The 20,974-nt window shown below is 65.6% G+C and carries 16 protein-coding genes; 4 read left to right on the top strand and 12 right to left on the bottom strand.

Features of this window, described 5'->3' with window-relative positions; all coding sequences use genetic code 11:
* Positions 1-146 precede the first annotated feature (146 nt).
* From FJ973_RS09620 to FJ973_RS09610, 3 genes are all read left to right on the top strand, one after another.
* Complete coding sequence (locus tag FJ973_RS09620; protein WP_140555532.1) at positions 147-1,952, top strand: sensor histidine kinase; 1,806 nt, start codon at positions 147-149, stop codon at positions 1,950-1,952.
* Positions 1,949-3,340, top strand: a complete 1,392-nt coding sequence (locus FJ973_RS09615; RefSeq protein ID WP_140555531.1) for a sigma-54 dependent transcriptional regulator — start codon at positions 1,949-1,951, stop codon at positions 3,338-3,340. The genes FJ973_RS09620 and FJ973_RS09615 overlap by 4 nt, the downstream gene beginning before the upstream one ends.
* A 65-nt stretch (positions 3,341-3,405) precedes the next feature.
* Positions 3,406-3,834: a GNAT family N-acetyltransferase gene (locus FJ973_RS09610; RefSeq protein WP_140555529.1), complete on the top strand. Its 429-nt coding sequence runs from the start codon at positions 3,406-3,408 to the stop codon at positions 3,832-3,834.
* On the opposite strand, the gene FJ973_RS09605 is transcribed toward FJ973_RS09610, so the two are convergent.
* The 9 genes from FJ973_RS09605 to murA all read right to left on the bottom strand — a co-directional run bounded on the left by FJ973_RS09605 (position 3,835) and on the right by murA (position 14,752).
* Positions 3,835-4,950, bottom strand: a complete 1,116-nt coding sequence (locus FJ973_RS09605) for an anhydro-N-acetylmuramic acid kinase (protein WP_140497724.1) — start codon at positions 4,948-4,950, stop codon at positions 3,835-3,837. It lies immediately after the preceding gene.
* Complete coding sequence (locus tag FJ973_RS09600; RefSeq protein ID WP_140555528.1) at positions 4,950-5,951, bottom strand: serine hydrolase; 1,002 nt, start codon at positions 5,949-5,951, stop codon at positions 4,950-4,952. Before FJ973_RS09600 ends, FJ973_RS09605 begins: the two co-directional genes overlap by 1 nt.
* A gap of 226 nt (positions 5,952-6,177) precedes the next feature.
* A complete protein-coding gene (locus FJ973_RS09590) occupies positions 6,178-7,926 on the bottom strand; it encodes an ABC transporter ATP-binding protein (RefSeq protein WP_140555525.1) in 1,749 nt (582 codons plus the stop codon).
* Positions 7,923-8,762 (bottom strand): ABC transporter permease, encoded by an 840-nt coding sequence (locus tag FJ973_RS09585; RefSeq protein WP_140555523.1) that lies wholly within the window; start codon positions 8,760-8,762, stop codon positions 7,923-7,925. Before FJ973_RS09585 ends, FJ973_RS09590 begins: the two co-directional genes overlap by 4 nt.
* On the bottom strand, positions 8,762-9,721 hold the full coding sequence (locus FJ973_RS09580) for an ABC transporter permease (protein ID WP_140555522.1): 960 nt from the start codon (positions 9,719-9,721) through the stop codon (positions 8,762-8,764). Before FJ973_RS09580 ends, FJ973_RS09585 begins: the two co-directional genes overlap by 1 nt.
* 145 nt (positions 9,722-9,866) lie before the next feature.
* The gene (locus tag FJ973_RS09575) at positions 9,867-11,381 is read right to left on the bottom strand and encodes an ABC transporter substrate-binding protein (RefSeq protein WP_140497737.1); all 1,515 of its coding nucleotides are present in this window, start codon (positions 11,379-11,381) and stop codon (positions 9,867-9,869) included.
* 140 nt (positions 11,382-11,521) lie between these two features.
* The gene (murQ, locus tag FJ973_RS09570) at positions 11,522-12,454 is read right to left on the bottom strand and encodes an N-acetylmuramic acid 6-phosphate etherase (RefSeq protein ID WP_140497739.1); all 933 of its coding nucleotides are present in this window, start codon (positions 12,452-12,454) and stop codon (positions 11,522-11,524) included.
* A 160-nt stretch (positions 12,455-12,614) separates the two neighbouring features.
* Entirely contained in the window at positions 12,615-13,499 is an 885-nt protein-coding gene (locus FJ973_RS09565; RefSeq protein ID WP_140555520.1) for an N-acetylglucosamine kinase, read from the bottom strand.
* A complete protein-coding gene (murA, locus tag FJ973_RS09560; RefSeq protein WP_140497743.1) occupies positions 13,496-14,752 on the bottom strand; it encodes a UDP-N-acetylglucosamine 1-carboxyvinyltransferase in 1,257 nt (418 codons plus the stop codon). Before murA ends, FJ973_RS09565 begins: the two co-directional genes overlap by 4 nt.
* A gap of 169 nt (positions 14,753-14,921) precedes the next feature.
* On the opposite strand from murA, the gene FJ973_RS09555 reads away from it, so the two are divergent.
* Positions 14,922-15,782, top strand: coding sequence for a MurR/RpiR family transcriptional regulator (locus FJ973_RS09555; RefSeq protein WP_140497745.1), 861 nt, complete (start codon positions 14,922-14,924; stop codon positions 15,780-15,782).
* 15 nt (positions 15,783-15,797) lie between these two features.
* On the opposite strand, the gene fhuB is transcribed toward FJ973_RS09555, so the two are convergent.
* The 3 genes from fhuB to FJ973_RS09540 are packed head-to-tail and all read right to left on the bottom strand — an operon-like array spanning position 15,798 to position 20,891.
* Positions 15,798-17,792, bottom strand: a complete 1,995-nt coding sequence (fhuB, locus tag FJ973_RS09550; protein ID WP_210240106.1) for a Fe(3+)-hydroxamate ABC transporter permease FhuB — start codon at positions 17,790-17,792, stop codon at positions 15,798-15,800.
* An 11-nt stretch (positions 17,793-17,803) separates the two neighbouring features.
* Positions 17,804-18,652, bottom strand: coding sequence for an iron-siderophore ABC transporter substrate-binding protein (locus FJ973_RS09545; RefSeq protein ID WP_246674734.1), 849 nt, complete (start codon positions 18,650-18,652; stop codon positions 17,804-17,806).
* A gap of 49 nt (positions 18,653-18,701) precedes the next feature.
* Complete coding sequence (locus FJ973_RS09540; RefSeq protein ID WP_140555517.1) at positions 18,702-20,891, bottom strand: TonB-dependent siderophore receptor; 2,190 nt, start codon at positions 20,889-20,891, stop codon at positions 18,702-18,704.
* Between the last annotated feature and the right edge of the window lie 83 nt (positions 20,892-20,974).

The following is a 20,974-nucleotide window of genomic DNA, read 5'->3' as shown; positions in this document are numbered from 1 at the left end:
ATTTCCGCACTCACCCTTGTTTGCCTGGGCGGAGTTTCGCATTACAGTGGCTGCTGAACAGCGAACGGTGGAGAGGGCAGACGCCGCAGGCAGACATCGATAGCGCATCCCCGGAATTCGCCGGCCGCGACCTGCTGCGCGAAGCGATGGCCAGGCTGCGTGACGGCCGCTGGCTCATTCTCCTGGTCGCCCTGGCAATGCTGGCGGGAGCGGTCGCGATTGCCGGGCGCCTTGCCGCCAACCAGGCCGCCGGCAATCTGCGCGACGGAGCACTGGCAGCCTTGCCGCTGGCGGCGGGCACCCTGACCGGCGAAATCGAAAAGCAGCGTCTCGTTCCCTTGGTGCTGGCACGCGACGATGCGGTGCGCGACGCGTTGCGCCGGGCCGGCAAAACCCAAGAGACAGCGCTCGACGACAAGCTCCGCGCCATTGCCGCCGACGCCTCGGCATCCGCCATCTATGTCATCGACACGGCAGGCATCGCGATATCGGCCAGCAACGCCGGCGAGCCGGGCAGCTTCGTCGGCATCGACTACAATTTCCGCCACTATTTCACCGACGCCATGACCAAGGGCGCCGCCAGCCAGTATGGCCTCGGCACGATCAGCGGCAGGCCGGGACTTTATCTCGCCAGCCGCGTCGATGACGGCAAGACGCCGCTCGGCGTTGCCGTACTGAAGGTCGAACTCGACGGAGTCGAAGCCAATTGGCGCTCCAGCGGCTTTGTCGTCTTCGTCACCGACGAGCGCGGTGTCGTGCTGGCGACCAGCCGGCCCGAGTGGCGTTTCCACGCGCTTGCGCCGCTCTCGGCCGCGGATGCCGCGACAGCCCACGCGCAGCTTCAACTTGCCGAAACCGGCTTCGAACCGCTGCCGATACGACGCGGTGCCGGTGATGGCCTGGCGACAATCGACAATGCCGGAAAATCGCGCCAGTTCGTCGAAGTGGCGCAAGACCTGCCCGGCGCCGTTCCCGGTTGGCGTCTGTGGCTGCTCACGCCTGCCGATGCCGCTTTGACGTCGGCCGCCAACACGGCACGCCTGACCACGCTGCTGGCGCTGCTGTTCACGGGTTTACTTGCCTACGTGCTTCTCAGGCGCCGCCGTGCGCGCCGCGTGAGGCAGGAAGCGCTGGCGCGCATGAATGCTGAACTGGAGAGCAGGGTAAGCACGCGAACGGCGGAACTGACCCGCTCCAACACCGCCCTTGCCGGCGAGATCGCCGAGCGCGAAAACGCCGAGGCCAAGGTCCGCCGACTGCGCGACGACCTCGCCCAGGCCAACCGGCTTTCCATCCTCGGCCAGATCGCCGCCGGCGTCGCGCATGAGATCAACCAGCCGGTGGCGGCGATACGCACCTACGCCGAGAATGCCGGCCGCTTCCTGCATGGCGACAAAGTCGAATCCGTCTCGGGCAACCTGACATCGATCGTGTCGATGACCGAGCGCATCGGCGCCATCACCAGCACGCTGCGCAGTTTCGCGCGGCGGCCAGGCGTCGCCGCCTCGCCGCTGCCGGTGCGCGAAGCGATCGACGGCGCGCTGTCGCTCCTGTCCGGCCGCATCCGCGATTCCGGCGTGACCGTCGTCAAGCCGCGCGGCACCGCCTCGCCGGCGGTCATGGCCAGCCGCATCCGGCTGGAGCAGATCCTGGTCAATCTCTTGCAGAATGCGCTGGATGCCCTGAAGGACCGGCCCGATCCGCGCATCGAGATCGAGCTTGCCGAGCGCGACGACAGGGTGCTGGTTTCGGTGCGCGACAATGGACCTGGCCTCGGGCCGGAAGCGGCCGGCAATTTGTTCATGCCGTTCCAGACCACCAAGGAAAAGGGGCTTGGCCTCGGTCTGGTGATCTCGCAGGAGATCGCCCAGGAACTGGGCGGCACGCTGCGCCTCGATCCGGGCAGCACGAAAGGCGCATCCTTCACCATAGAGCTGAGGCGAATTGAATGACTGAGGGATCAGGGCTGGTCGCGCTCGTCGAAGACGACGCGGATCTGCTTCACGCCACCACGCAAATGCTCGAGCTTGCCGGCTTCAGCGTGATCGCGTTCAAGGCCGCGGAGGCAGCGCTTGCCGCCGTCGACCGGGATTTCCAGGGCGTGGTTGTCAGCGATATCCGCATGCCCGGCATGAACGGCTTGCAGCTGTTCGATCGCATCAGGGCGATCGACATCGACATACCGGTGATCCTGGTCACCGGGCATGGCGATATCGATCTCGCGGTGGCGGCGCTCAAGGACGGCGTCTACGATTTCATCCCGAAACCCTATGCGGGCGAGCGCCTTGTCGAGGCACTGAAGCGGGCAAGCGAAAAGCGGCGGCTGGTGATGGAGAACCGGCGGCTGCACGAGGCCGCCGCACAGGCCGCCGACGGCCTGCCGCTGATCGGCGAGGCGCCCGCCATCCGCCGCCTGCGCGAGACCTTGCGTCAGATCGCCGACATGGATGTCGACGTGCTGGTGGAAGGCGAGACCGGCACCGGCAAGGAGGTGGTGGCGGATCTCCTGCACCGATGGGGCCGGCGCCGCGCAAAGCCTTTCGTGGCGCTGAATTGTGGCGCTCTGCCGGAGACCGTCATCGAGAGCGAACTGTTCGGCCACGAGCCGGGCGCGTTCACCGGGGCGCAGCGGCGGCGGATCGGTCGCATCGAGCATTCGAGCGGCGGCACGCTGTTCCTCGACGAAATCGAATCCATGCCGCCGCCGCTACAGGTCAAGCTGCTGCGGGTGCTGGAAACGCGCAGCCTCACCCCGCTCGGCTCCAACGAAACGCGCCGCCTCGATCTGCGGGTCGTCGCGGCAACGAAGGTCGATCTAGGCCGGCCGGACCAGCGCGGCGATTTTCGCGAGGATCTCTATTTCCGCCTCAACGTCGTGACGCTGCGCATCCCGCCGCTGCGCGAGCGGCGCGGCGACATCCCGCTGCTGTTCGGGCATTTCCTGGGTAACGCCTCGCAGCGTTTCGGCCGTCCTGTCGCGGCCGTGAATGCCGCGGTGAGCGACCATCTCCAGTCGCATGACTGGCCCGGCAATGTGCGCGAGCTCGCGCATTTTGCCGACCGGGTCGCGCTTGGCCTCGGGCCCGACGAGGAGGCCAGGGCAACGTCCGCGCGCTTGCCGGAGCCCTCGGCGGCGCTGCCCGAACGGGTCGGCCGCTACGAGGCGCAACTCATCCGCGAGGCTTTGCGCGATCATGCCGGCGACGTGCGCGGGGCCATCGACGCACTCGGCGTGCCGCGCAAGACTTTCTACGACAAGCTCAAGCGCTACGGCATTTCCGCCTCCGAATTCCGCAATGGTGGCGCCCCGGACCAGCACCCTGTTCGGGGACGGACATAGGCGTTGCGCAGGCGCTCCGGCCTTCGTAACTCTGTTCATCTCCCGTTGCGCATTTCGGATGAGCCATGATCACGACACTTGAAACGACGGCAACCCCCTTGCCCGAGGAGCTCGCCTTTCTCGGCGAGCGGTTGATGGCGTTCAACGACGGCGATGTCGGCGCTTCCGAAAGGAAGGCCCTTGCGGTGTTCGTGCGTGATGAAGCCGGCGCGATTGTCGCGGGCACTTCGGGCTACACCGCCTGGGGCTGGCTCTACGTGCAATGGCTGTGGGTCGACGAAAGGCTGCGCGGTCGGCACATGGCCGGCACGATGCTGGACGCGGCTGAGAAGGAGGCGATGGCGCGCGGCTGCCAGAACGCCTGGATCGACACCTTCAACCCCAACGCCGCCAGGGTCTATCGGCGCCAGGGCTATCAGCCCTTCGGAACACTCGCCGATTTCCCCGTCGGCCGCAGCCGCGTCTTCCTGCAGAAAAAACTGTCGGCGGGCTGATCAACCGGCCAACCGTCCGCCGCGCATCGGCTGCGGCGCGCCCGTCGTGCTGGGGAAACTGATCGGCAGGCCGCGCAGCACGCGCACCGCCAAAAAGGCAAAACACTCCGCCTCCACCGCGTCGCCGCTCCAGCCGAGGCTTTCGGCCTGCACCACCTCGACACCGGCGCGGCTGGCGATCATTGCCATCATCGTCGGGTTGTGGCGGCCGCCGCCGCTGACCACCAGTCTTTTCGGCCGGCTCGGCAGAAGATCGAGTGCCTTGCCGACCGCGGCGGCGGTGAAGGCGGTCAAAAGCGCGGCGCCGTCCTCGGCGCTCAGGCCATCCGCCATGGTGGCGCCGAAGTCGAAACGGTCCAGCGATTTCGGATAGGGTTTGGTCAAATAGGGGTGTTGCAGCAGCTTGGCGAGCCGGGCTTCGTCGACCGTTCCCCCCCGGCCAAGCGCGCCGTCGCGGTCCATTTCGCCGAGCCCCTTTGACTTGATGAAGTCGTTGAGCGGCGCGTTGGCGGGGCCGGTGTCGAAGGCGACGACATTGTCGCCGCCGTCCCACCAGGTGATGTTGGCGACGCCGCCCAGGTTGAGCACGGCTACCTCGCCACTGGCGCCGGCGCTGCGCATCAGCGCGGTGTGATAGGCGGCCGCCAACGGCGCGCCCTGTCCTCCGGCGCGCATGTCGGCAGAGCGGAAATCATAGGCGACCTTGGTGCCGAGGATCGCATGCATCAACTCGCCGTCGCCGAGCTGCCGGGTCTGTCCGAGCCGGCCGATTTGCGGCGCGCGATGCAGCACGGTCTGGCCGTGGAAGCCGACGACGCCGATATCCGCCATTGTCATCCCATGGCCTTCGACGAGCTCCCTGACCGCCGCCGATTGCGCGCGCGTCAGCGCCTCCTCGGCCTCGCGGAAGATCGCCGGCTCCGGTCCGGCAAAATTCCAGCCCCGCGCCTGCTTAAGCGTCTCTTCCAGCAGCGAGCGGATCGACGGGGGGTAGGGCATCAGCCGGTAGGTGCCGAAATCGTCGATGCGCTCGCCATCTGTCTTGATCAGGGCGACATCGATGTTGCCGTCCAGCACGGTGCCGGTCATCAGGCCGACGGCCCAGATGGATTCCATTATCGAACTCCATTGATGAGATCGCCGACCGCTTGGCGAAGCGCGACGATTCCGCTGTCGAAGTGACGTGTCGGATGGATCCGGTTGGTAAGCAAGGTCCAGGCCTTTCCCTTGTCGAAGTCGATCCACAGCCCCGTGCCGGTAAAGCCGGTATGGCCTATCGTTCCGGGGCCGCACAAAGCGCCGCCGGACCAGCCGTCATAGGGACGCTCCCAGCCATGGGTGCGGGTGGCGGACAAGGGCGTGCGCATCGGCGCGATCGACCGTTCGGATGCGCCGGTCAGCAGCCCTTGGGCGAAATCGAGCACCGAGGCCGCCGTGCCGAACAGGCCGGCATGGCCAGCGCCTTGCAACGCCGCGCAATTGTCGTCGTGAACCTCGCCGGACAGAACGCGATGGCGCCAGGTGCAGTCTTCTGTTGCCGCGGCGAGATCTGGCTCGGCGGACCACGCAAAGCCCGGGCCGGGCTCCATGCCCCGGATGCTTTTTCCCGACAGCCGTTCGAGCGCAAAGCCGAGCAGGATGAAATTGATGTCGGAATAGACCGGATCGCGGGCCCGCCATTCCCGTTGCAGGATGAAGGCGCGCAGCAAGTCGGGGTCGCGCCCGTAAGTGTAGATCGGTTCGACGGCCGGGAAGGGCGTCTGGTGCCCGAGGCACTGGCGAAACGTCACCTTCCGCTCCCAGGCACTCGCGTCATATTGGCGAAGGTCCGGCAGCACCGAGACGAGTGGTGCGTCGAGATCGATGGCACCGTCCTGAGCCAGCGCCAGAATGCGCGGCGTGGTGAAGATCACCTTGGTCAGGGATGCCAGGTCGAACCAGGTCTCCTCACGCATCGGTCGCTGCTTAGGCACGAGTTGGGCTGAGCCGATCGCCCTGGTGATGCGGTCGCCATTCCTGTCAACGATGCCGAGCACGCCACCGGGGATGCGCTTGGCGGCAACTGCCGCTGCGAGTGGTTGGAACGCGCGGTCGAAGATCTGGGCGAGGTTGGTCAATGCGGGCCTCCTGAAAGGCCGAGTTCCGTCACACCCCCCTCTGCCCTGCCGGGCATCTCCCCCGCAAGGGGGGAGATTGGCAGAGTTGATGTCCCGCCAGCCTTCCAACATCGGAGATTGGCGAAAGCCGACGCGACATCCGATCTCCCCCCTTGCGGGGGAGATGTCCGGCAGGACAGAGGGGGGTGCTGTCCCGCCGACCTAACCGAGCCCAGGGCACCATGCATCACCCTTCCACCCTCGCCATATGATCTACCCCAAATTCCTCCCATCTCGCCGGCGCCGGCTCAAACCCTTGCGGGCGCACCAGGGAAGGCACCTGGCGTGTGTCGACCTCGAAACGCTCATGCCGCCGGTCGATGGCCGGAACCGCTGATATGAGCTTCTTCGTGTAGGAATGTTTCGGCGCCGACAGCACCGAGGCCGCGTCTCCGATCTCGACGATCTGGCCGGCATAGATGACGGCGATGCGATGAGCGATCCGCTCGACGACAGCCATATCGTGCGAGATGAACAGATAGGCCAGCCCGAACTCGCGCTGCAGGTCGACCAGCAGCTCCAGCACCTTGGCCTGCACTGAAACATCGAGGGCGGAAACCGCTTCATCCAGAACGACGACCGACGGGTTGAGCATCAGCGCGCGGGCGATGCACAGCCTTTGCCGCTGGCCTCCGGAGAATTCGTGCGGATAGCGCTGCAAACTGTTCTGCGGCAGGCCGACGCGCTCCAGCAGGCTCGCCATCCTGGCTCGCGTTTCGGCGTCCGCCCGGCCGCCATTGGCGATCACCGGCTCCGCCAGGATGCTCTCGATGCTCAGCCGCGGGTTGAGCGAAGCGTAGGGATTCTGGAAAACCATCTGCACGGGCTTGGCGCCGTGCTTTGCCGAGGCCGTCCGGGCGCCGACCGAGAAGCTGCCGCGCGTCGAGCGCACCAGCCCAAGGACTGCTTTCGCGGTGGTTGATTTGCCCGAGCCACTCTCGCCGACAATGGCCAATGTCTCTCCCGGCATCAGGTCGAAGTCGACACCGTCCACGGCGTGCACCGCGCCGCTGGCATGGCTGAAGAAACTGCTCTTGAGCGGAAACCGCACCACGAGGCCGTTGACCTCAAGGGCCGGGTCCGTCCTTGCGTTCTTGTCGCGCTGCCCGTCCGTGCGTGTCGCGCGGCCGTGGGCGAAATGCGGCACATCCTGCAACAGATGCTGCGTGTAGGCGTGCTGCGGCCTGTCGAGGACCTGGTTCAGTTCGCCCTGTTCCACGGCCTGCCCGTTCTGCATCACCATCACAGTGTCGGCGATCCCGGCGACAAGGCCGATGTCGTGGGTGATGAAGATCATCGACATGCCGCTTTCCTGCTTGAGCTCCGCAAGCAGCGCCATGATCTGCGCCTGTACCGTCACATCGAGCGCCGTGGTCGGTTCGTCGGCGATCAGCAGACGCGGATTGCAGGCGAGCGCAATGGCGATCATTACCCTTTGCAGCATGCCGCCCGACAGCTGGTTGGGCGTGTATTTCAGCCGCCTTGCCGCATCGGGGATGCGCACCCGGTCGAGCGCGTCCTTGGCCGCCGCCGTGGCCTGCCGGCCGGTCAGGCCGCGATGCAGCCGGAACGATTCCTCGATCTGGGTGCCGATCGTCAGCACAGGATTGAGCGAGGTCATGGGCTCCTGGAAGATCATGCCGATCTCTGCGCCGCGAATCCCGGTCAGTTGCCGCTCGGTCGCGGTCGTCAGGTCGAAGAGACTGCCGTCGGCCCGTTTCAGCGTCATGGCGCCGCCGGTGATGCGGCCGCCGCCGAAATCGATGAGACGGTTGATCGACAGCGCGGTGACGGACTTGCCCGAGCCGCTTTCGCCGACAATGGCCAGCGTTTCGCCGTCGGCGAGATCGAAGCTGACGCCGCGCACCACCTCATTGGCTTTCGGGTGGCGGCCGAAGCCGACGCGCAGATCGCGGACCGACAGAAGCGGGATCATGCGAGCGCTCTCCGCATTCTGGGATCGAGGATGTCGCGCAAGGCGTCGCCCAAGAGGTTGAAGCCCAGAATACTGATCATGATCGCCAGGCCCGGGAAGATCATCAGCCATGGGGCGGTTTCCATCAGATTGCGGCTGTCGCTCAGCATCAGGCCGAGCGAGGCGGCCGGTGGCTGCGTGCCGAGACCGAGGAAGCTGAGGCCAGCCTCGGTCAGCAATGCCCAGGCGAGCGCCAGCGTCACCTGGACGGTCAAGGGCGCGATCAGATTGAGCAGCAGGTGCCGCGTGATGATGTAGCTGGAGCTGCTGCCGAAGGTGCGCGCGGCGTCGACGAATTCGCGCGCCTTGAGCGACAAAGCAGGGCCGCGCACCACGCGTGTGAAGATCGGCGTATAGACGATGCCGATGGCGACCACGCTGGTCCATGTGCCCGGTCCGGCAACGGTGACGATCAGCAGCGCCAGAAGAATGGCAGGAAAAGCCAGCAGCACATCCATGATCCGCATCAGCACGCCGTCCCAGCGACGCCCGAGCCAGGCGGCGGCGAGCCCCAGCACGGTGCCGGCAAGCGCGGCGAAGGCGACCGAAAGAAAGGCAACGGTGAAGGACTGGCCGACGCCCGCCATCAGCCGGCTCGCCACGTCGCGGCCGAACAGGTCGGTGCCCATCCAGTAGGCGGCACTGGGCGCATGCAGCCGGTCGACCCGGTATTGCGTGATCGGATTGTGCGGGGTCAGTCCCAACAGGCCGAGGATGGCGACCAGGAGATAGACGCCGACGATCACGCCGCCGACACGGCCGCTGCCGTGCCCGAAGATGGCGCGCAGCATGCGCATCACTGCTCGCCCAGCCGGATGCGCGGATCGAGCGCGACATAGGCGAGGTCGACCAGGAGATTGACGATCATGAAGTTGAAGGCGATGAACAGCACGCTGCCCTGCACCAGCGCGTAGTCGCGCTGGAGGATGGCGTCGAGCACCATGCGGCCGAGACCGGGCAGGGCATAGATCTGCTCGACGATGACCGCGCCGCCCAGGAGATAGCCGAATTCAATGCCGCTCAGCGTCACCACGGGGATCAGCGCGTTGGGCAGCGCATGCCGCCAGATGACGCTGCGCGCCGAGGCGCCCTTGCTGCGGGCGGTGCGCACATAGTCGTCGCTCAACACGTCGAGCATGGCCGAGCGCGAGATGCGGGTGACCGATGCGGCGAAGGCGAAGCCGAGCGTGATGGCAGGCAGGATCAATTGGCTGAGATTGCGCAAGGGATCCTGCCAGAGCGGCGCGAATTCGCCCATGGCCGGCAGCACGCCGAAGCCGGCCGACAGCGCGTAGATGATCAAAAGGCCGAGCACGAAGCTCGGCGTCGACTGGCCGATCATAGCGACGACGCGCACACCGAGGTCGGACAGTTTCTCACTATGCGTGGCGGCGTAGATGCCCGCCGGCATGCCGGCGGCGAGTGCGATGATCATCGACAGCACGGCCAGTTCCAGCGTCAGCGGGAAGCGCTCGAGGATGACGTCCAATACCGGCCTGCCATAGGTGACGGAGATGCCGAAATTGCCGTGCAGGATGCCGCCGATCCAGCGCCAGTACTGGACGAACCAGGGCTGGTCGATGCCGAAATAGGCGGCGAGCGCATCGCGCTGTGCCGGCGTCAGCAGGCCGGCTTCGGTGCCCAGCATCGCGGTGATCGAATCGCCCGGCACCATCCGGATCGCCACGAAGACCAGGATCGACACGCCAAGCAGGACGAGAGGAAACGCCGCAAGTCGTCGCATCAGATAGTTCACGCGAAGAAGACCTCTCGTCTAGAGCATGATGCCGAGTGTGAAGCGGTTTTCGGACGACATCATGCTCTATCCCTTTGATCTGGAGGCGGATTCAGATTTCAGGTCGATTCAACCTGAAATCATCCGTCTCCAGGGCCGCCCACGGCTACTGCTGGATGGTAACCTTGCTGAGGCTGAACAGCGTGCCCGTCGGCGTCGGCACGAACCCGGCGACGTTCTTCTGCTGGGCGGTATAGCTGTAGGACGTGTAGAGCCAGATCCAGGGCGAGACTTCGGCGAGGTGCTTCTCGAACTCGGTGAAGATCGCCTTGCGCTTGGCCGGATCGGTCTCGGCGCGGCCTTTCTGCATCAGGCTGTCCAGCGTATCGTCGATGTAGTTGGCCACCTTCTGCAGATTGCCTGATTTGGTCCAGTAGCGGTTATACATGGTGTAGGGGTCGGCGCGGCCGCCATTGAGCGCGATCGCCATGTCGAAATCGCCCTTCAGCCAGGCGTCGACATAGACGTTGAGCTCCATCATCTTGATGTCGAGCTTGACGCCGATCTCGGCGAGCTGCGATTGGATGACCTGGGCTTCTGCCGCCGCCGTCGGCGGCTCGCCGGTGGCGCCGATCACGGTCGCCGAAAAGCCGTCGGCAAAGCCTGCCTCCGCCATCAACTTCTTGGCCTTCTCGACATCACGCTTGTAGCAGAAGAGCTGGCTTGGATCGGTCGCAAGTGCTGGGATGGTCAGCGGTCCGGTGACCTTGCCTTCACCGAGCGCGGCGGTGTCCAGAACCTCCTGCCGGTCGATGGCGCAGGAGATCGCCTGGCGCACCTTGAGTTCGGTCATCGGCTTGCGTGACGGATTGAGCTGCAGCACGTTATAGGCCAGCACCGGCGCGCGGTTCAGTTGCAGGCTAGCCTCCTTCGGCACCAGCGTGGCGACGAGCGGATCGTTGAGCAGCGCGAAATCGACCTGCTTGGTGCGCATGGCGGCGAGGATCGCCGCTTCATCGGGCAGCACGCTGATTTCGATACCGTCGACGCCGGTCGCGCCGCCGGCCCATTCCTTGTTGGCGCTCAAGACTTCCTTGGCGTTGGGGTCCCATCTATCGAGCTTGAACGGGCCGGAGCCGACCGTTTTGGTGCCGATCGAGCCGGCCTTGATCTCGGCCGCCGGCACGATGGCCGCGTTGATGTCGCTCATCGCCGTCAGGATCGGCGCGTCGGGCTGCGATAAATGGAACACGACGGTTCCAACGTCCGGCGTGTCGATGCTGGCGATCGACAGGAAGTTGGCGCGGGCGGCGGCGCCTGTCTTCTCGTCCAGGATGCGCTCGAAAGACGCCTTGACGTCGGCCGAGGTCACGGCAGCGCCGTCCTGGAATTTCGCCTTGGGATCGAGCTTGAAGGTCAGCTCCTTGCCGTCCTTGGAGAATTCCCAGGACGTGGCGATGGCCGGGATGATCTGCAGGCTGGCATCGACCCGCACCAGCGGCTCATAGATCAGCTCCAGGAGCCGCAGCGAGGAAAAGGCCGTCTGCTTGTGCGGATCAAGTCCCGTTGCGTCCTGCGACCAGGCCATGTGCAGCGTCGCCGCCTGCGTCGAGACCGTGGCGATGCCGAGCATGGCTGCGAGCGTGACGCCCGACAGCAGCTTTCTTGTGAGGTGAACCATTCTCGTCTCCCATCTTTGCTTGAACCCGATGCCCTTGCAGTTTCTGCGGACCGCTTCCAAGACACACGCGCTTTGGAGCATCGGCCCAGTCTATGCGGCTTCGCGCCGTCTTGTGTAAAGCAGCTTCACGCCGTCTGGTCTCAAGCGCCTTCATGCGTCTCGTCGCTGATTGCCTTTCGCAGGAAACCCCTTGCCTTGGCGAGGGCTGCGCGCGCCTCCTCGACCTCAAGCCCGGTGATGGTCAGCAGGATCGCCAGCTTCACGTCGTTGCCGGTCCGGCCGAGCGCCTGGCGCGCCTGCGCCGCCGTGCAGCCTGTGGTCTGCATCACGATTCTGGTTGCCCTGGCGACCAGTTTCCTGTTGGACGGATTGAGGTCCACCATCAGGTTCTGGTAGCTCTTGCCGATGCGGATCATCGAGGCCGTGCTCAGCATGTTGAGCACCAGCTTCTGCGCCGTTCCGGATTTCAGCCGCGTCGAGCCGGTCAGCACCTCGGGACCGACGACCGGCGAGATGGCGATGTCGGCAATGCCTGCTATGGTCGATGCCGGATTGCAGGACAGGGCGACCGTCGTTGCCCCCACCTGCTTGGCATAATTCAACCCGCCGATCACATAGGGCGTGCGCCCGCTGACCGCGATGCCGACCACCACGTCGTCCGGGGTGAGCTTGATGTCCTGCAAGGCCCTGGCGCCCATCTTGGGATCATCCTCGGCCCCTTCGGTCGAGCGCACCAGCGCGTCGGGCCCGCCGGCGATCAGGCCAACGACCATGCCTTCCGGCACGCCGAAAGTGGGCGGACATTCCGAGGCGTCGAGCACGCCCAGCCGGCCGCTGGTGCCGGCGCCCATATAGATAAGCCGAGCGCCTTTCTGGAAGGCGAGGACGATGCGCTCGACCGCGGCCGCGATGTCCGGCAGCACCTTTTCGACCGCTGCCGGAACCACCCGGTCCTCGTCGTTGATCTTGCGCAGCACATCGATCGTCGGCAGCAGGTCGATGTCCATGGTCCGCGGATTCCGGCCTTCGGAAACCAGCCGGTCCAGCTCGGACATCAAACCTTGCTCGCTCATCCCAGTGCTTTCAAAAATCAGGCCGCTCAGCCTGTTCGGAAGTGGTTCCTCTTTGGCTCCGGCACACGCGTATTTCGTTATGCTACCCCGTTTCGTTAACGTATTAGAATTCAATATTCGGTCCGTCAACGGAAAGATGGAATAAATTATTCCTTTCGCGCTAATGCTTGCCGAGTGACCTGCGGGCAAGAATGATCGCCCCGGAAACCGCGTCGCCATCGGCGGCTTTCAGGCGCCGGCGAACGTCGGGTGCGAGCCATGGTTCGAGCGGACTGGCGAGCCCGCCCAGCAGGGCCACGCGCGGCGCGCCTTTTTCGACCAGAACCCGCACCAGCGTGTCGATCTGTTCGGCGGCCTTTTGCACGATGCGCCGCCCTGCCGGATCGCCTTGGTCGGCGTGGCGCATCACCATCGGCGCCAGGGCCGCATAGTCGGTGGCGCTGGCGCGGTCCATCCAGGCCACGGCTTGCATCGGGTCGTTCTCGAAACGCTGCATGACTTCCGCCAGCAGTGCCGTGCGCTCATGCCGGCCGTCATGGGCGCGCAACGCCAGCTGCACGGCCTTCAAGCCGAAATCGGCGCCGCTGCCTTCGTCGGAGATCGGAAAGCCATAGCCTCCGGCGCGCAGGTCGCGCCCTTCGACGAAGCCGAGCCCGATCGAACCGGTGCCGGCGATGACGATGGCGCCGTCCTGGCCCGAATGCGCGCCAAGGCAGGCGGCGACGCCGTCGCTGACGAAATCGATGCTGGCAAAGGGATGCGCGATCGCCCGCAGCGCCTCCAGCGCGCCCTTGCGGCCGATCCCGGCAAGACCGATGCCGGCGTGGATCCGGGTGGTCTCGGCCGCGCCGAACCCTGCCTCCTCGATCGCCGCGCCAAAGGCCTTGGCAACCGACGCCCAGGTCGCGTCGATGCCGAGCCGCGTCGACGCCGGACCCGAGAGGCCTTGTCCCAGCACGATCCCTTCGGCGTCCTCGATACGGGCGCGGCAGCCGGTCCCGCCGCCGTCGACGCCGAGAAAATAATCGGGGCGGCCGTTGTTCATGCGCTCAGCCGCTCGATGTCGGCGCCGCACAGACGCAGCTTGCGGTCCAGTTGCTCATAGCCACGGTCGAGATGATAGACCCGGTTGATGGTCGTCTCGCCCTCGGCGACCAAGGCCGCCAGCACCAGCGACACCGAGGCGCGCAAATCGGTGGCCATGACTTGCGCGCCATGCAGTTTCTCGCCGCCGCGCACCAGCGCGGTGGTGCCTTGCAGCTTGATGTTGGCGCCGAGCCGCATCAGTTCGGGAACATGCATGAAGCGGTTCTCGAAAATGGTTTCGCGCAGCAGCGACGCGCCCTGCGCGCAGCACATCAGCGCCATGAACTGCGCCTGGAGATCGGTCGGAAAGCCCGGATAGGGTTCTGTCGTGACGTCGGCGGCCTTGAGCGGCCGCTCGCGCGACACGATGAGCCCGCGGTCGCCCGGCCAGACGCCGACGCCGGTCGCCTCCAGCAGTTGCACCACCGAGGCCATGTGCTCGAGCCGGGCATGCGTCAGTTCCAGTTGCCCGCCGGTGATCGCCGCGGCGATGGCATAGGTGCCGGCCTCTATCCGGTCCGGAATGATGTCGTGCCTGGCCGCGCGCCAGTCCGTGTCGCCGGCGATCAGGATGCGATGTGTGCCGGCACCTTCGACACGCGCGCCCATCGCGTTGAGGCAAGCCGCGAGGTCGGCCACTTCGGGCTCGCGCGCCGCGTTGAGGATTTCGGTTTCGCCCTTGGCCGTGGTCGCCGCCATCATGGCGGTTTCCGTCGCCCCGACCGACGGCGAGCTCAGGACGATGCGCGTGCCGGTGAGCCCGTTCGGCGCCGAGGCGACGATCAGCCCGTTCTCGATGGCGATGCGGGCGCCCAGCGCCGCGAGTGCGGCGACATGCATGTCGACCGGCCGCGCGCCGATAGCGCAGCCGCCAGGCAGCGAAACCCGCGCATGGCCGAAACGGGCGAGCAGCGGCGCCAGCACCAGCACCGTCGCGCGCATCTTTCTGACGGTGTCGTAGGACGTCTCCCTGGAAACGGCGGCACGGGTGTCGATCGTCGCGGCATGGGCCGATCGCGTCACCTCGGCGCCGTGCAGCCGCACCACGCCGAGCATGTTCTCGACGTCGGTCACATCGGGCAGGTTGGTCAGTTCGAGCGGGTAGGGGCTTAGCAGCGCCGCCGCGATCTGCGGCAGAGCGGCGTTCTTGGCGCCCGATATGGTGACCGCGCCTTGCAGTCTTTGCCCGCCGACGATGCGCAGTCTGTCCATGGCTGAAACCTTGTGCGCCGGGCCGCGTCCGGGCGCGGCGCTCTCGAAAGCTGTTCCCGAGCTCAATCCGGCCCGCTTAAGAATTAATTCCGCGTTCTTGGCTGTCAATCGAAATTGGAATAAATTATTCCTTGGCCGTGCGGCTGGACGCCAAAGCGCAAGGGGGATCATGTCCGTTCTGAACAGGATCAATGCCAAGCTCGACGGCATGGCGCCCGGCGATCGTGAGATCGGCCAGTACATCGTCGAAAATCCCGAGGAGATGCTGCGGCTGTCGACGGCTGCTCTTGCGGCTGAGATCGGGCGCAGCCAGTCGAGCGTCGTCAAATTCAGCCAGAAGCTCGGCTATGCCAGCTACCAGGAGCTCAAGCTCGCCGTCAGCGAAGCCAAGGCGCGGGAATGGCAGGTGCCGGCCGGTATGATCCACGGTTCGATCGAAGTCGGCGACGGCTATCAGGTCATCTTGAAGAAGCTGATCGGCAGCAAGCTTCTGTCGATGGAGCGGACCGTCGCCGCCAACAGCGAGCGGATCATCTCCAGGGCGCTGGAATTGCTGGATGGTGCGCGCCGCATACATCTGGCCGGCGTCGGCGCCTCCTCGCTGGTGGCGCGTGATTTCTCCTACAAGCTGATGAAGCTTGGCCGCAATGTGCTGCATGACAGCGACAGCCATATCCAGATGGCCAATGCCTCGACGCTCGGGCCTGACGATGTGCTGTTCGCGCTCTCCCATTCGGGCGCCAGCATCGAAACTCTGCGCATCGCCGAGCTTGCCCGCAAGCGCGGCACCATGGTGATCGCGGTCACCGGCCTGCACGACAATCCGCTGAGCCGCGTTGCCGATATCTGCCTCTACACCATCGCCGACGAGGAGCGTGCGCGCTCATCGTCCATCACCGCGCGCGATGCGCAGCTGACTCTGACCGACCTTCTGTTCATCCTCCTGGTGCAGAAGCAGCCGGACGCCAATGACTACGTCCACAACAGCGAGGCGGCGGTCTCGGTGCTGAAGGCCGAATGGTCTTCCTGACATGCCCGGACCGCGTCAGCCCTGACGAGGCACGCCCTTGGCAAGCAGGTAGACGAGATACGGCCCGCCGAGCAGTGAGGCGAACAGGCCGACAGGCAGTTCGTACGGGAAGGCCGCCATGCGCGACAGCCAGTCCGATATGGTCATCAGCAAGGCGCCCAGAAGCATCGCCCCGGCAAGATGAATGCGTGCGCGCCAAAAGCCGAGGAGCCGGGCAAGGTGTGGCGCGATCAGGCCGACGAAGCTCAACGGGCCGACGATCAAAGCGGCCAGCGCGGTCAGGAGCGCGCTGACGACGACCAGCATCAGCCGCCCGCCGGCTACGGGCACGCCAAGTCCGCGCGCGCTGTCGGCCCCGAGCGGCAGGATGTCCAGCCAGCGCGCGGCAAGAAAAAGCGGCAGCGTCAGTGGCAACAGGCAGGCCAGTGCAACGGCTGCGTCCAGGGCGGTCGCCTGGCCGGTCGAACCGCTCAGCCAGCGCAACAGCACATAGGACTGTGTATTGCCCATCGCGATCGTCGCGGTGATCAGCGCGCTGCACAGTGCGCTCATGGCAATGCCGGCAAGCAGCAATCGGTCGGCGCCGAACTTTGCCTTGGCGGCGATGGCCAGCATGGCGGCCAGTGCCGCCAGTGAGCCCGCGGCCGAGCCGGCGAGCTGCCAGCCGAGCCCGGTCGTTGCGCTGACCGTCAGCACGGCGGTCAGACCGGCGCCCGCGCCGGTGCCGACGCCAAGCACTTCGGGGCTCGCCAGAGGGTTGCCGGTAACGCGCTGGATGACCACGCCCGCCGCCGCGAGCATCGCGCCGGCGGCCGCGGCCACGCCGACACGCGGCGCGCGCCAGGAGACGAGATCGGCCAGCAGGTCGCAGCCGGCGATCGACCACCCTGCCGGTCCACGCCCGACGACGAGAGCCAAGGCGGCGGCGGCAAATGTGAGCGCAAGCAGGACGAAGATGATGAGCCATGGCCGGCGAGCCTTGCGCGGTGCCGCGCCATTGGAACCGAGATGCGGCCATTCGAACATGCGCAGCCTCGGCAACAGCCACAGCAGCAGTGGGCCGCCCAGAAGCGCGGTTCCCGCGCCGGTCGGAATGCGCTCGCCGCCGGCTCCGGCGGCGAGCTGGACCAGCCCGTCCGTCAGCCACAGCAGTACTGCGCCGATCAGCGGCGCGGCGACCAGCTTCTGCCGCAGGGTGCGCGCGCCCGAAAGCGTGGCGAGCGCCGGCGCGGCAAGGCCGACGAAACCGATGACGCCGATCTGCGCCGCGACAGTCGTTGCCATCCACACCGCAAGCGCGATGATGAGAAAGCGGCTGGTGTGGCGGGCAACGCCAAGGCCGCGCGCCGAGGCGTCGTCGAGGCCAAGGATGGTCAGCGGCCGCAGCAGCATCAGCGCCGCGGCGGCGCCGGCCGCCAGCCTGATCGTCAGGGCGATAGCCGGTTGCCAATCCTGCTGCACCAGCGACCCGCCGCCCCAGATGAACAGCGAGAACAGGTAGTCGCCATTGGCGAGGATCAGCGCGGCGCTGACGGAACTCGCGGTCAGCGCCACCATCATTCCGGCGAGCACGACCGACACCGGCTCCAGCCCGCGCCGCCAGGTGAACGCCAGCACCAGCAGCACAGCGGCGGTGCCGCCGGCAAAGGCCACCAGCCCTTGCGATCGCTCCATCAGCAACGGCGCGTAAAGCGAGGCGAGCGTCATCGCCAGTTGCGCGCCGCCCGAAATGCCGAGCGTCGATGGTTCCGCCAGCGGATTGCGCAGCACATGCTGCAACAGCAGGCCGGACAGGCCGAGCACGGCGCCCGCCAGCACCGCTACGACGGCGCGCGGCAGCGAGCTGTAGAACAGGATGACATGCTGGAGATCGCCCGGCACCGATGCCGGCTGCTGCATGCCGACGCGCCATGCGAACAAGAGTGTGGCCAGCCCCGCGAGCAGGCCCCACAGGATGATGGGCGACAGCGCGCCGCCGATGGTGCGGTGAGGTATCTCGCTTCGGGCCACAGCGCGCTCCGTCACGAAGCATGACCCGCAAGCGCCGCCGTCGCCAGCCGCGCGAAGCGGCGCGCCGACGGCAGGCAGCCGAAATGGTTGATCGCTTCGAGCACCGCGACGCGGCCTTTGCTCACGGCCGGCAGCGCGTTCCACAACGCATTGGTGGGAAGCGAGCGCCCGACATCCGCCGGCAAGGGCGAGACGATCAGGATGGAGGCCTCGGGCACCCGCGCCAGCGCCTCCAGGCCAACGGGTGCTGCCGCGCTGTAACTTGTCTCTTCGGACCAGGCATTGACCAGGCCGAGCCGTGTGAGCACGTCACCGAACATGGAGTCGCGGCCGAAGGCGCGGAAGTGCCTGGAATCGCCGAGGCTGATGACAAAGACCGGCCGGGCAGACGTTGTTGGCAAGGCGGCGCGACGCCGCGCTATGTCGTCGGCGGTTTCGTCGAGGTAACGCTTCGCCTCGGCCGGTCGTCCGAGCTTCTCGCCCAGCGCCAGCGTCGCTGCCTCGGCAAGAGCGTAGGGCGGTACTCCGGCCTCGTAGACGGTTTGCGCGAACACCGGCGCTATGCGTTCCAGAATCGGGCGTTGGTACTCGTAGAAATTGGAGATGACGATCAGGTCCGGCGCGACGATGCGCAACAGCTCGTAGTTGGGCGTGCCGCGCAGTCCGAGATCGGTCACGGTTTGGGGAACGGCAGGCTCGACCGCAATCCTGCGGAACTGGATCAGTTCGGTCGCCGCCGCCGGCTCGACGCCGAGCGCCAGAAGCGTTTCCAGCATGCCCCAATCGATCGCGGCAACATTTGGGGTCGCAGTCCTGCCGGCAACCGGCGGCAGCAAGGCCGCGGCCGTTAGCGCAAGCACCTGCCGTCTGTTGGGCGGATGGATCATCGCCGGTGGGTTCGGTCCATGACTACCAACTCGTGTGCGCCTTCAGCTTGAAGGAGCGGCCTTCGCCGTAGGAGCAGGTGAGCGTTGTCTGGCAACTCGACACATAGCTCTTGTCGAAAAGGTTGGTGATGTTGAGGTCGACGCCCCAGTTCTCTTTCTCGTAGCCGAGCTTCAGGTCGGCCAGCGTTACCGCCGGAACCTTCGCTGTATTCTCATTGTCTGCCCATGAGGAGCCGATATAGCGCAAACCGCCGCCAATCGAGATGCCGTCATACCAGTCGCCACGGAAGGTGTAATCGACCGATGCGGAAGCCATCACTTCCGGCACGATGAAAGGCGTCTTGCCGATGAGCGCCGGGTTGGCGTCCTTGGTGATGTCGATGTCGTAAGCTGTGAATGCACCGGTAACCCGGAAATCCTCCGTCACGTTCACCTTGCCTTCGAGTTCGACGCCGCGTGAACGCACCTCGCCGGTCTGCATCTGGGTGAAGGGAGTGACATTCGACGGCACGTTCTGGCGGGTCAGGTCGAACAGCGACAGGGTGAACAGGCCATCGACAAAAGTCGGCACGTATTTCACGCCGACTTCGTATTGCGTGCCCTCTTCCGGCTTGAACAGATTGCCCATCGCATCGGTGCCGATGATCGGATTGAAGAAGGTGGCGATGCTGGCATAGGGGGTTACGCCGTTGGCAAACTCATAGGCCAGGCCGGCGCGGCCGGAGAAGTCGCCAACCGTGCTGCTCTGCGTGCTGGAGCCCGCCGAGTAATAGGTCGGGCGGTTGTCGGCTTCGAGCCAGCCACGGTCGTAGCGGCCGTTCAGTGTCACCAGCCAACCATCGCCGAAGCGCATTTGATCCTGTGCATAGAAGCCAAGCTGCTTCTGCGTCAGGTCCTGATTGAGATAGCTGACGCGAGGCGTCAGCGGCGAACCGTACACCGGATCGAAAGCGTCGATCGGATTGTCATAATTGGGATCGTAGAGGCCGGAAGACTGTACCTGGTCGATGTTGTAATATTTGAAATCGACGCCAGCGAGGATCGTATGTTCGATCGCACCGGTTGCCACCTTGCCTTCGATCTGGTTGTCGGCGAGGAACGTCTTGGCCGTGGTGTCGTGATCGAAATTGATGCGCGCCAGCTCGGTCGGCCCTCCGATGGTTGACCAGCCGTTCGGATAGACGCTGACCTCGTCGATGTCGGCGGCGGTGAAACGGGCGCTGGAGCGAACGGTCCAGTCGTTGTCGAACGTGTGCTCGAACTCGTAGCCGAGGGAGTCCTGTTCGCGCTTGTAGAGATCGATGCTCGGCTCCGTGAAGTTCGCATCGGGATCGATGCGGCCATAGTTCACGCCGCCGACAATGTGATCGACCACGGTGCCATCGTAGGGCAGGAAGCTGCCGCCATTATGGTTCTCGTCGATGTGGCTGTAATTGGCCAGTATGGTTAGCGTGGTCGCTTCGTCTGGCTTCCAGCTAATGCTCGGCGAGATGAAGCCGCGCCAGCCGTTCTGCAGGTCGCTGTAGGTATCGCCGCCGGCGACCTTGCCCGTCATCCGGTAGCTGACCGTGCCGTTGCTGGCGACATCGCCGATGTCGAAGCCGAGATAGACATTGCCGGCATCGTTGATGCCGGTTTCGACATAGCGCGTGCGTTCGAAATCCGGGCGCTTGCTGACATAGTTGACCAGGCCGCCCGGATTGCTGCCGCCATAAAGCACCGAGGCCGGCCCCTTCAGCACTTCGATGCGCTCAAGGCCGAAGCTGTCGACATAGAAACCGCCGAAACCATAACTGAACAGCTGGAGGCCATCCATGTAGGTGCCGGTGGCCGTTGCATCGAAGCCGCGAATGTACATCCAGTTGGTGTCGCTGTCGGGACCGAAGGGTTGGGCAAAGACGCCGGCGGTGTAGCGCAGCGCCTCGTCAGCTTTCTGTGCACCCTGATCCTCGATCTCCTGCCGTCCGACCACTGAGACGGATTGCGGGACCTCCTTGATGTCGGTCGCTGTCTTGGAGCCGGTTCTGGTTGTCTTGGCGACGACGCCGTCGACCGGCCCGGTCGCGCTGTCTCCGGCCTCGCCCTCGACCACGACCGGTTCGAGCTGGGTGCTGGATTGCGCCGTCTGCGCGAACGCCGGCATTGGCGGGATCGTCGCGGCAGCGGCGACGCCAGCCGCCAGAAGCGCCTTGATCCGGTAAATTCTGCTCATCAGGAAAGTCCCCGCCTGTCGTCGTTGAGATACTTGATGTTTTACCTCAACTTATCAACGGATCATTGGACTGATTTGGGCGG

Source organism: Mesorhizobium sp. B2-1-3 (assembly GCF_006442495.1).
Lineage (GTDB): Bacteria > Pseudomonadota > Alphaproteobacteria > Rhizobiales > Rhizobiaceae > Mesorhizobium.
Note: the sequence above shows the minus strand (reverse complement) of the source record. Positions and strands in the feature narration are given on the sequence as shown.

What these genes read in the sequence shown, in the direction of transcription:
- FJ973_RS09620 (WP_140555532.1), top strand. Translation starts at nt 147, where the DNA reads ATGGCCAGGCTGCGTGACGGCCGCTGGCTCATTCTCCTGGTCGCCCTG.
- FJ973_RS09540 (WP_140555517.1), bottom strand. Translation starts at nt 20,891, where the DNA reads ATGAGCAGAATTTACCGGATCAAGGCGCTTCTGGCGGCTGGCGTCGCC.
- FJ973_RS09565 (WP_140555520.1), bottom strand. Translation starts at nt 13,499, where the DNA reads ATGAACAACGGCCGCCCCGATTATTTTCTCGGCGTCGACGGCGGCGGG.
- murQ (WP_140497739.1), bottom strand. Translation starts at nt 12,454, where the DNA reads ATGAGCGAGCAAGGTTTGATGTCCGAGCTGGACCGGCTGGTTTCCGAA.
- FJ973_RS09585 (WP_140555523.1), bottom strand. Translation starts at nt 8,762, where the DNA reads ATGCGCATGCTGCGCGCCATCTTCGGGCACGGCAGCGGCCGTGTCGGC.
- FJ973_RS09610 (WP_140555529.1), top strand. Translation starts at nt 3,406, where the DNA reads ATGATCACGACACTTGAAACGACGGCAACCCCCTTGCCCGAGGAGCTC.
- FJ973_RS09615 (WP_140555531.1), top strand. Translation starts at nt 1,949, where the DNA reads ATGACTGAGGGATCAGGGCTGGTCGCGCTCGTCGAAGACGACGCGGAT.
- FJ973_RS09575 (WP_140497737.1), bottom strand. Translation starts at nt 11,381, where the DNA reads ATGGTTCACCTCACAAGAAAGCTGCTGTCGGGCGTCACGCTCGCAGCC.
- murA (WP_140497743.1), bottom strand. Translation starts at nt 14,752, where the DNA reads ATGGACAGACTGCGCATCGTCGGCGGGCAAAGACTGCAAGGCGCGGTC.
- FJ973_RS09555 (WP_140497745.1), top strand. Translation starts at nt 14,922, where the DNA reads ATGTCCGTTCTGAACAGGATCAATGCCAAGCTCGACGGCATGGCGCCC.
- FJ973_RS09605 (WP_140497724.1), bottom strand. Translation starts at nt 4,950, where the DNA reads ATGGAATCCATCTGGGCCGTCGGCCTGATGACCGGCACCGTGCTGGAC.
- FJ973_RS09590 (WP_140555525.1), bottom strand. Translation starts at nt 7,926, where the DNA reads ATGATCCCGCTTCTGTCGGTCCGCGATCTGCGCGTCGGCTTCGGCCGC.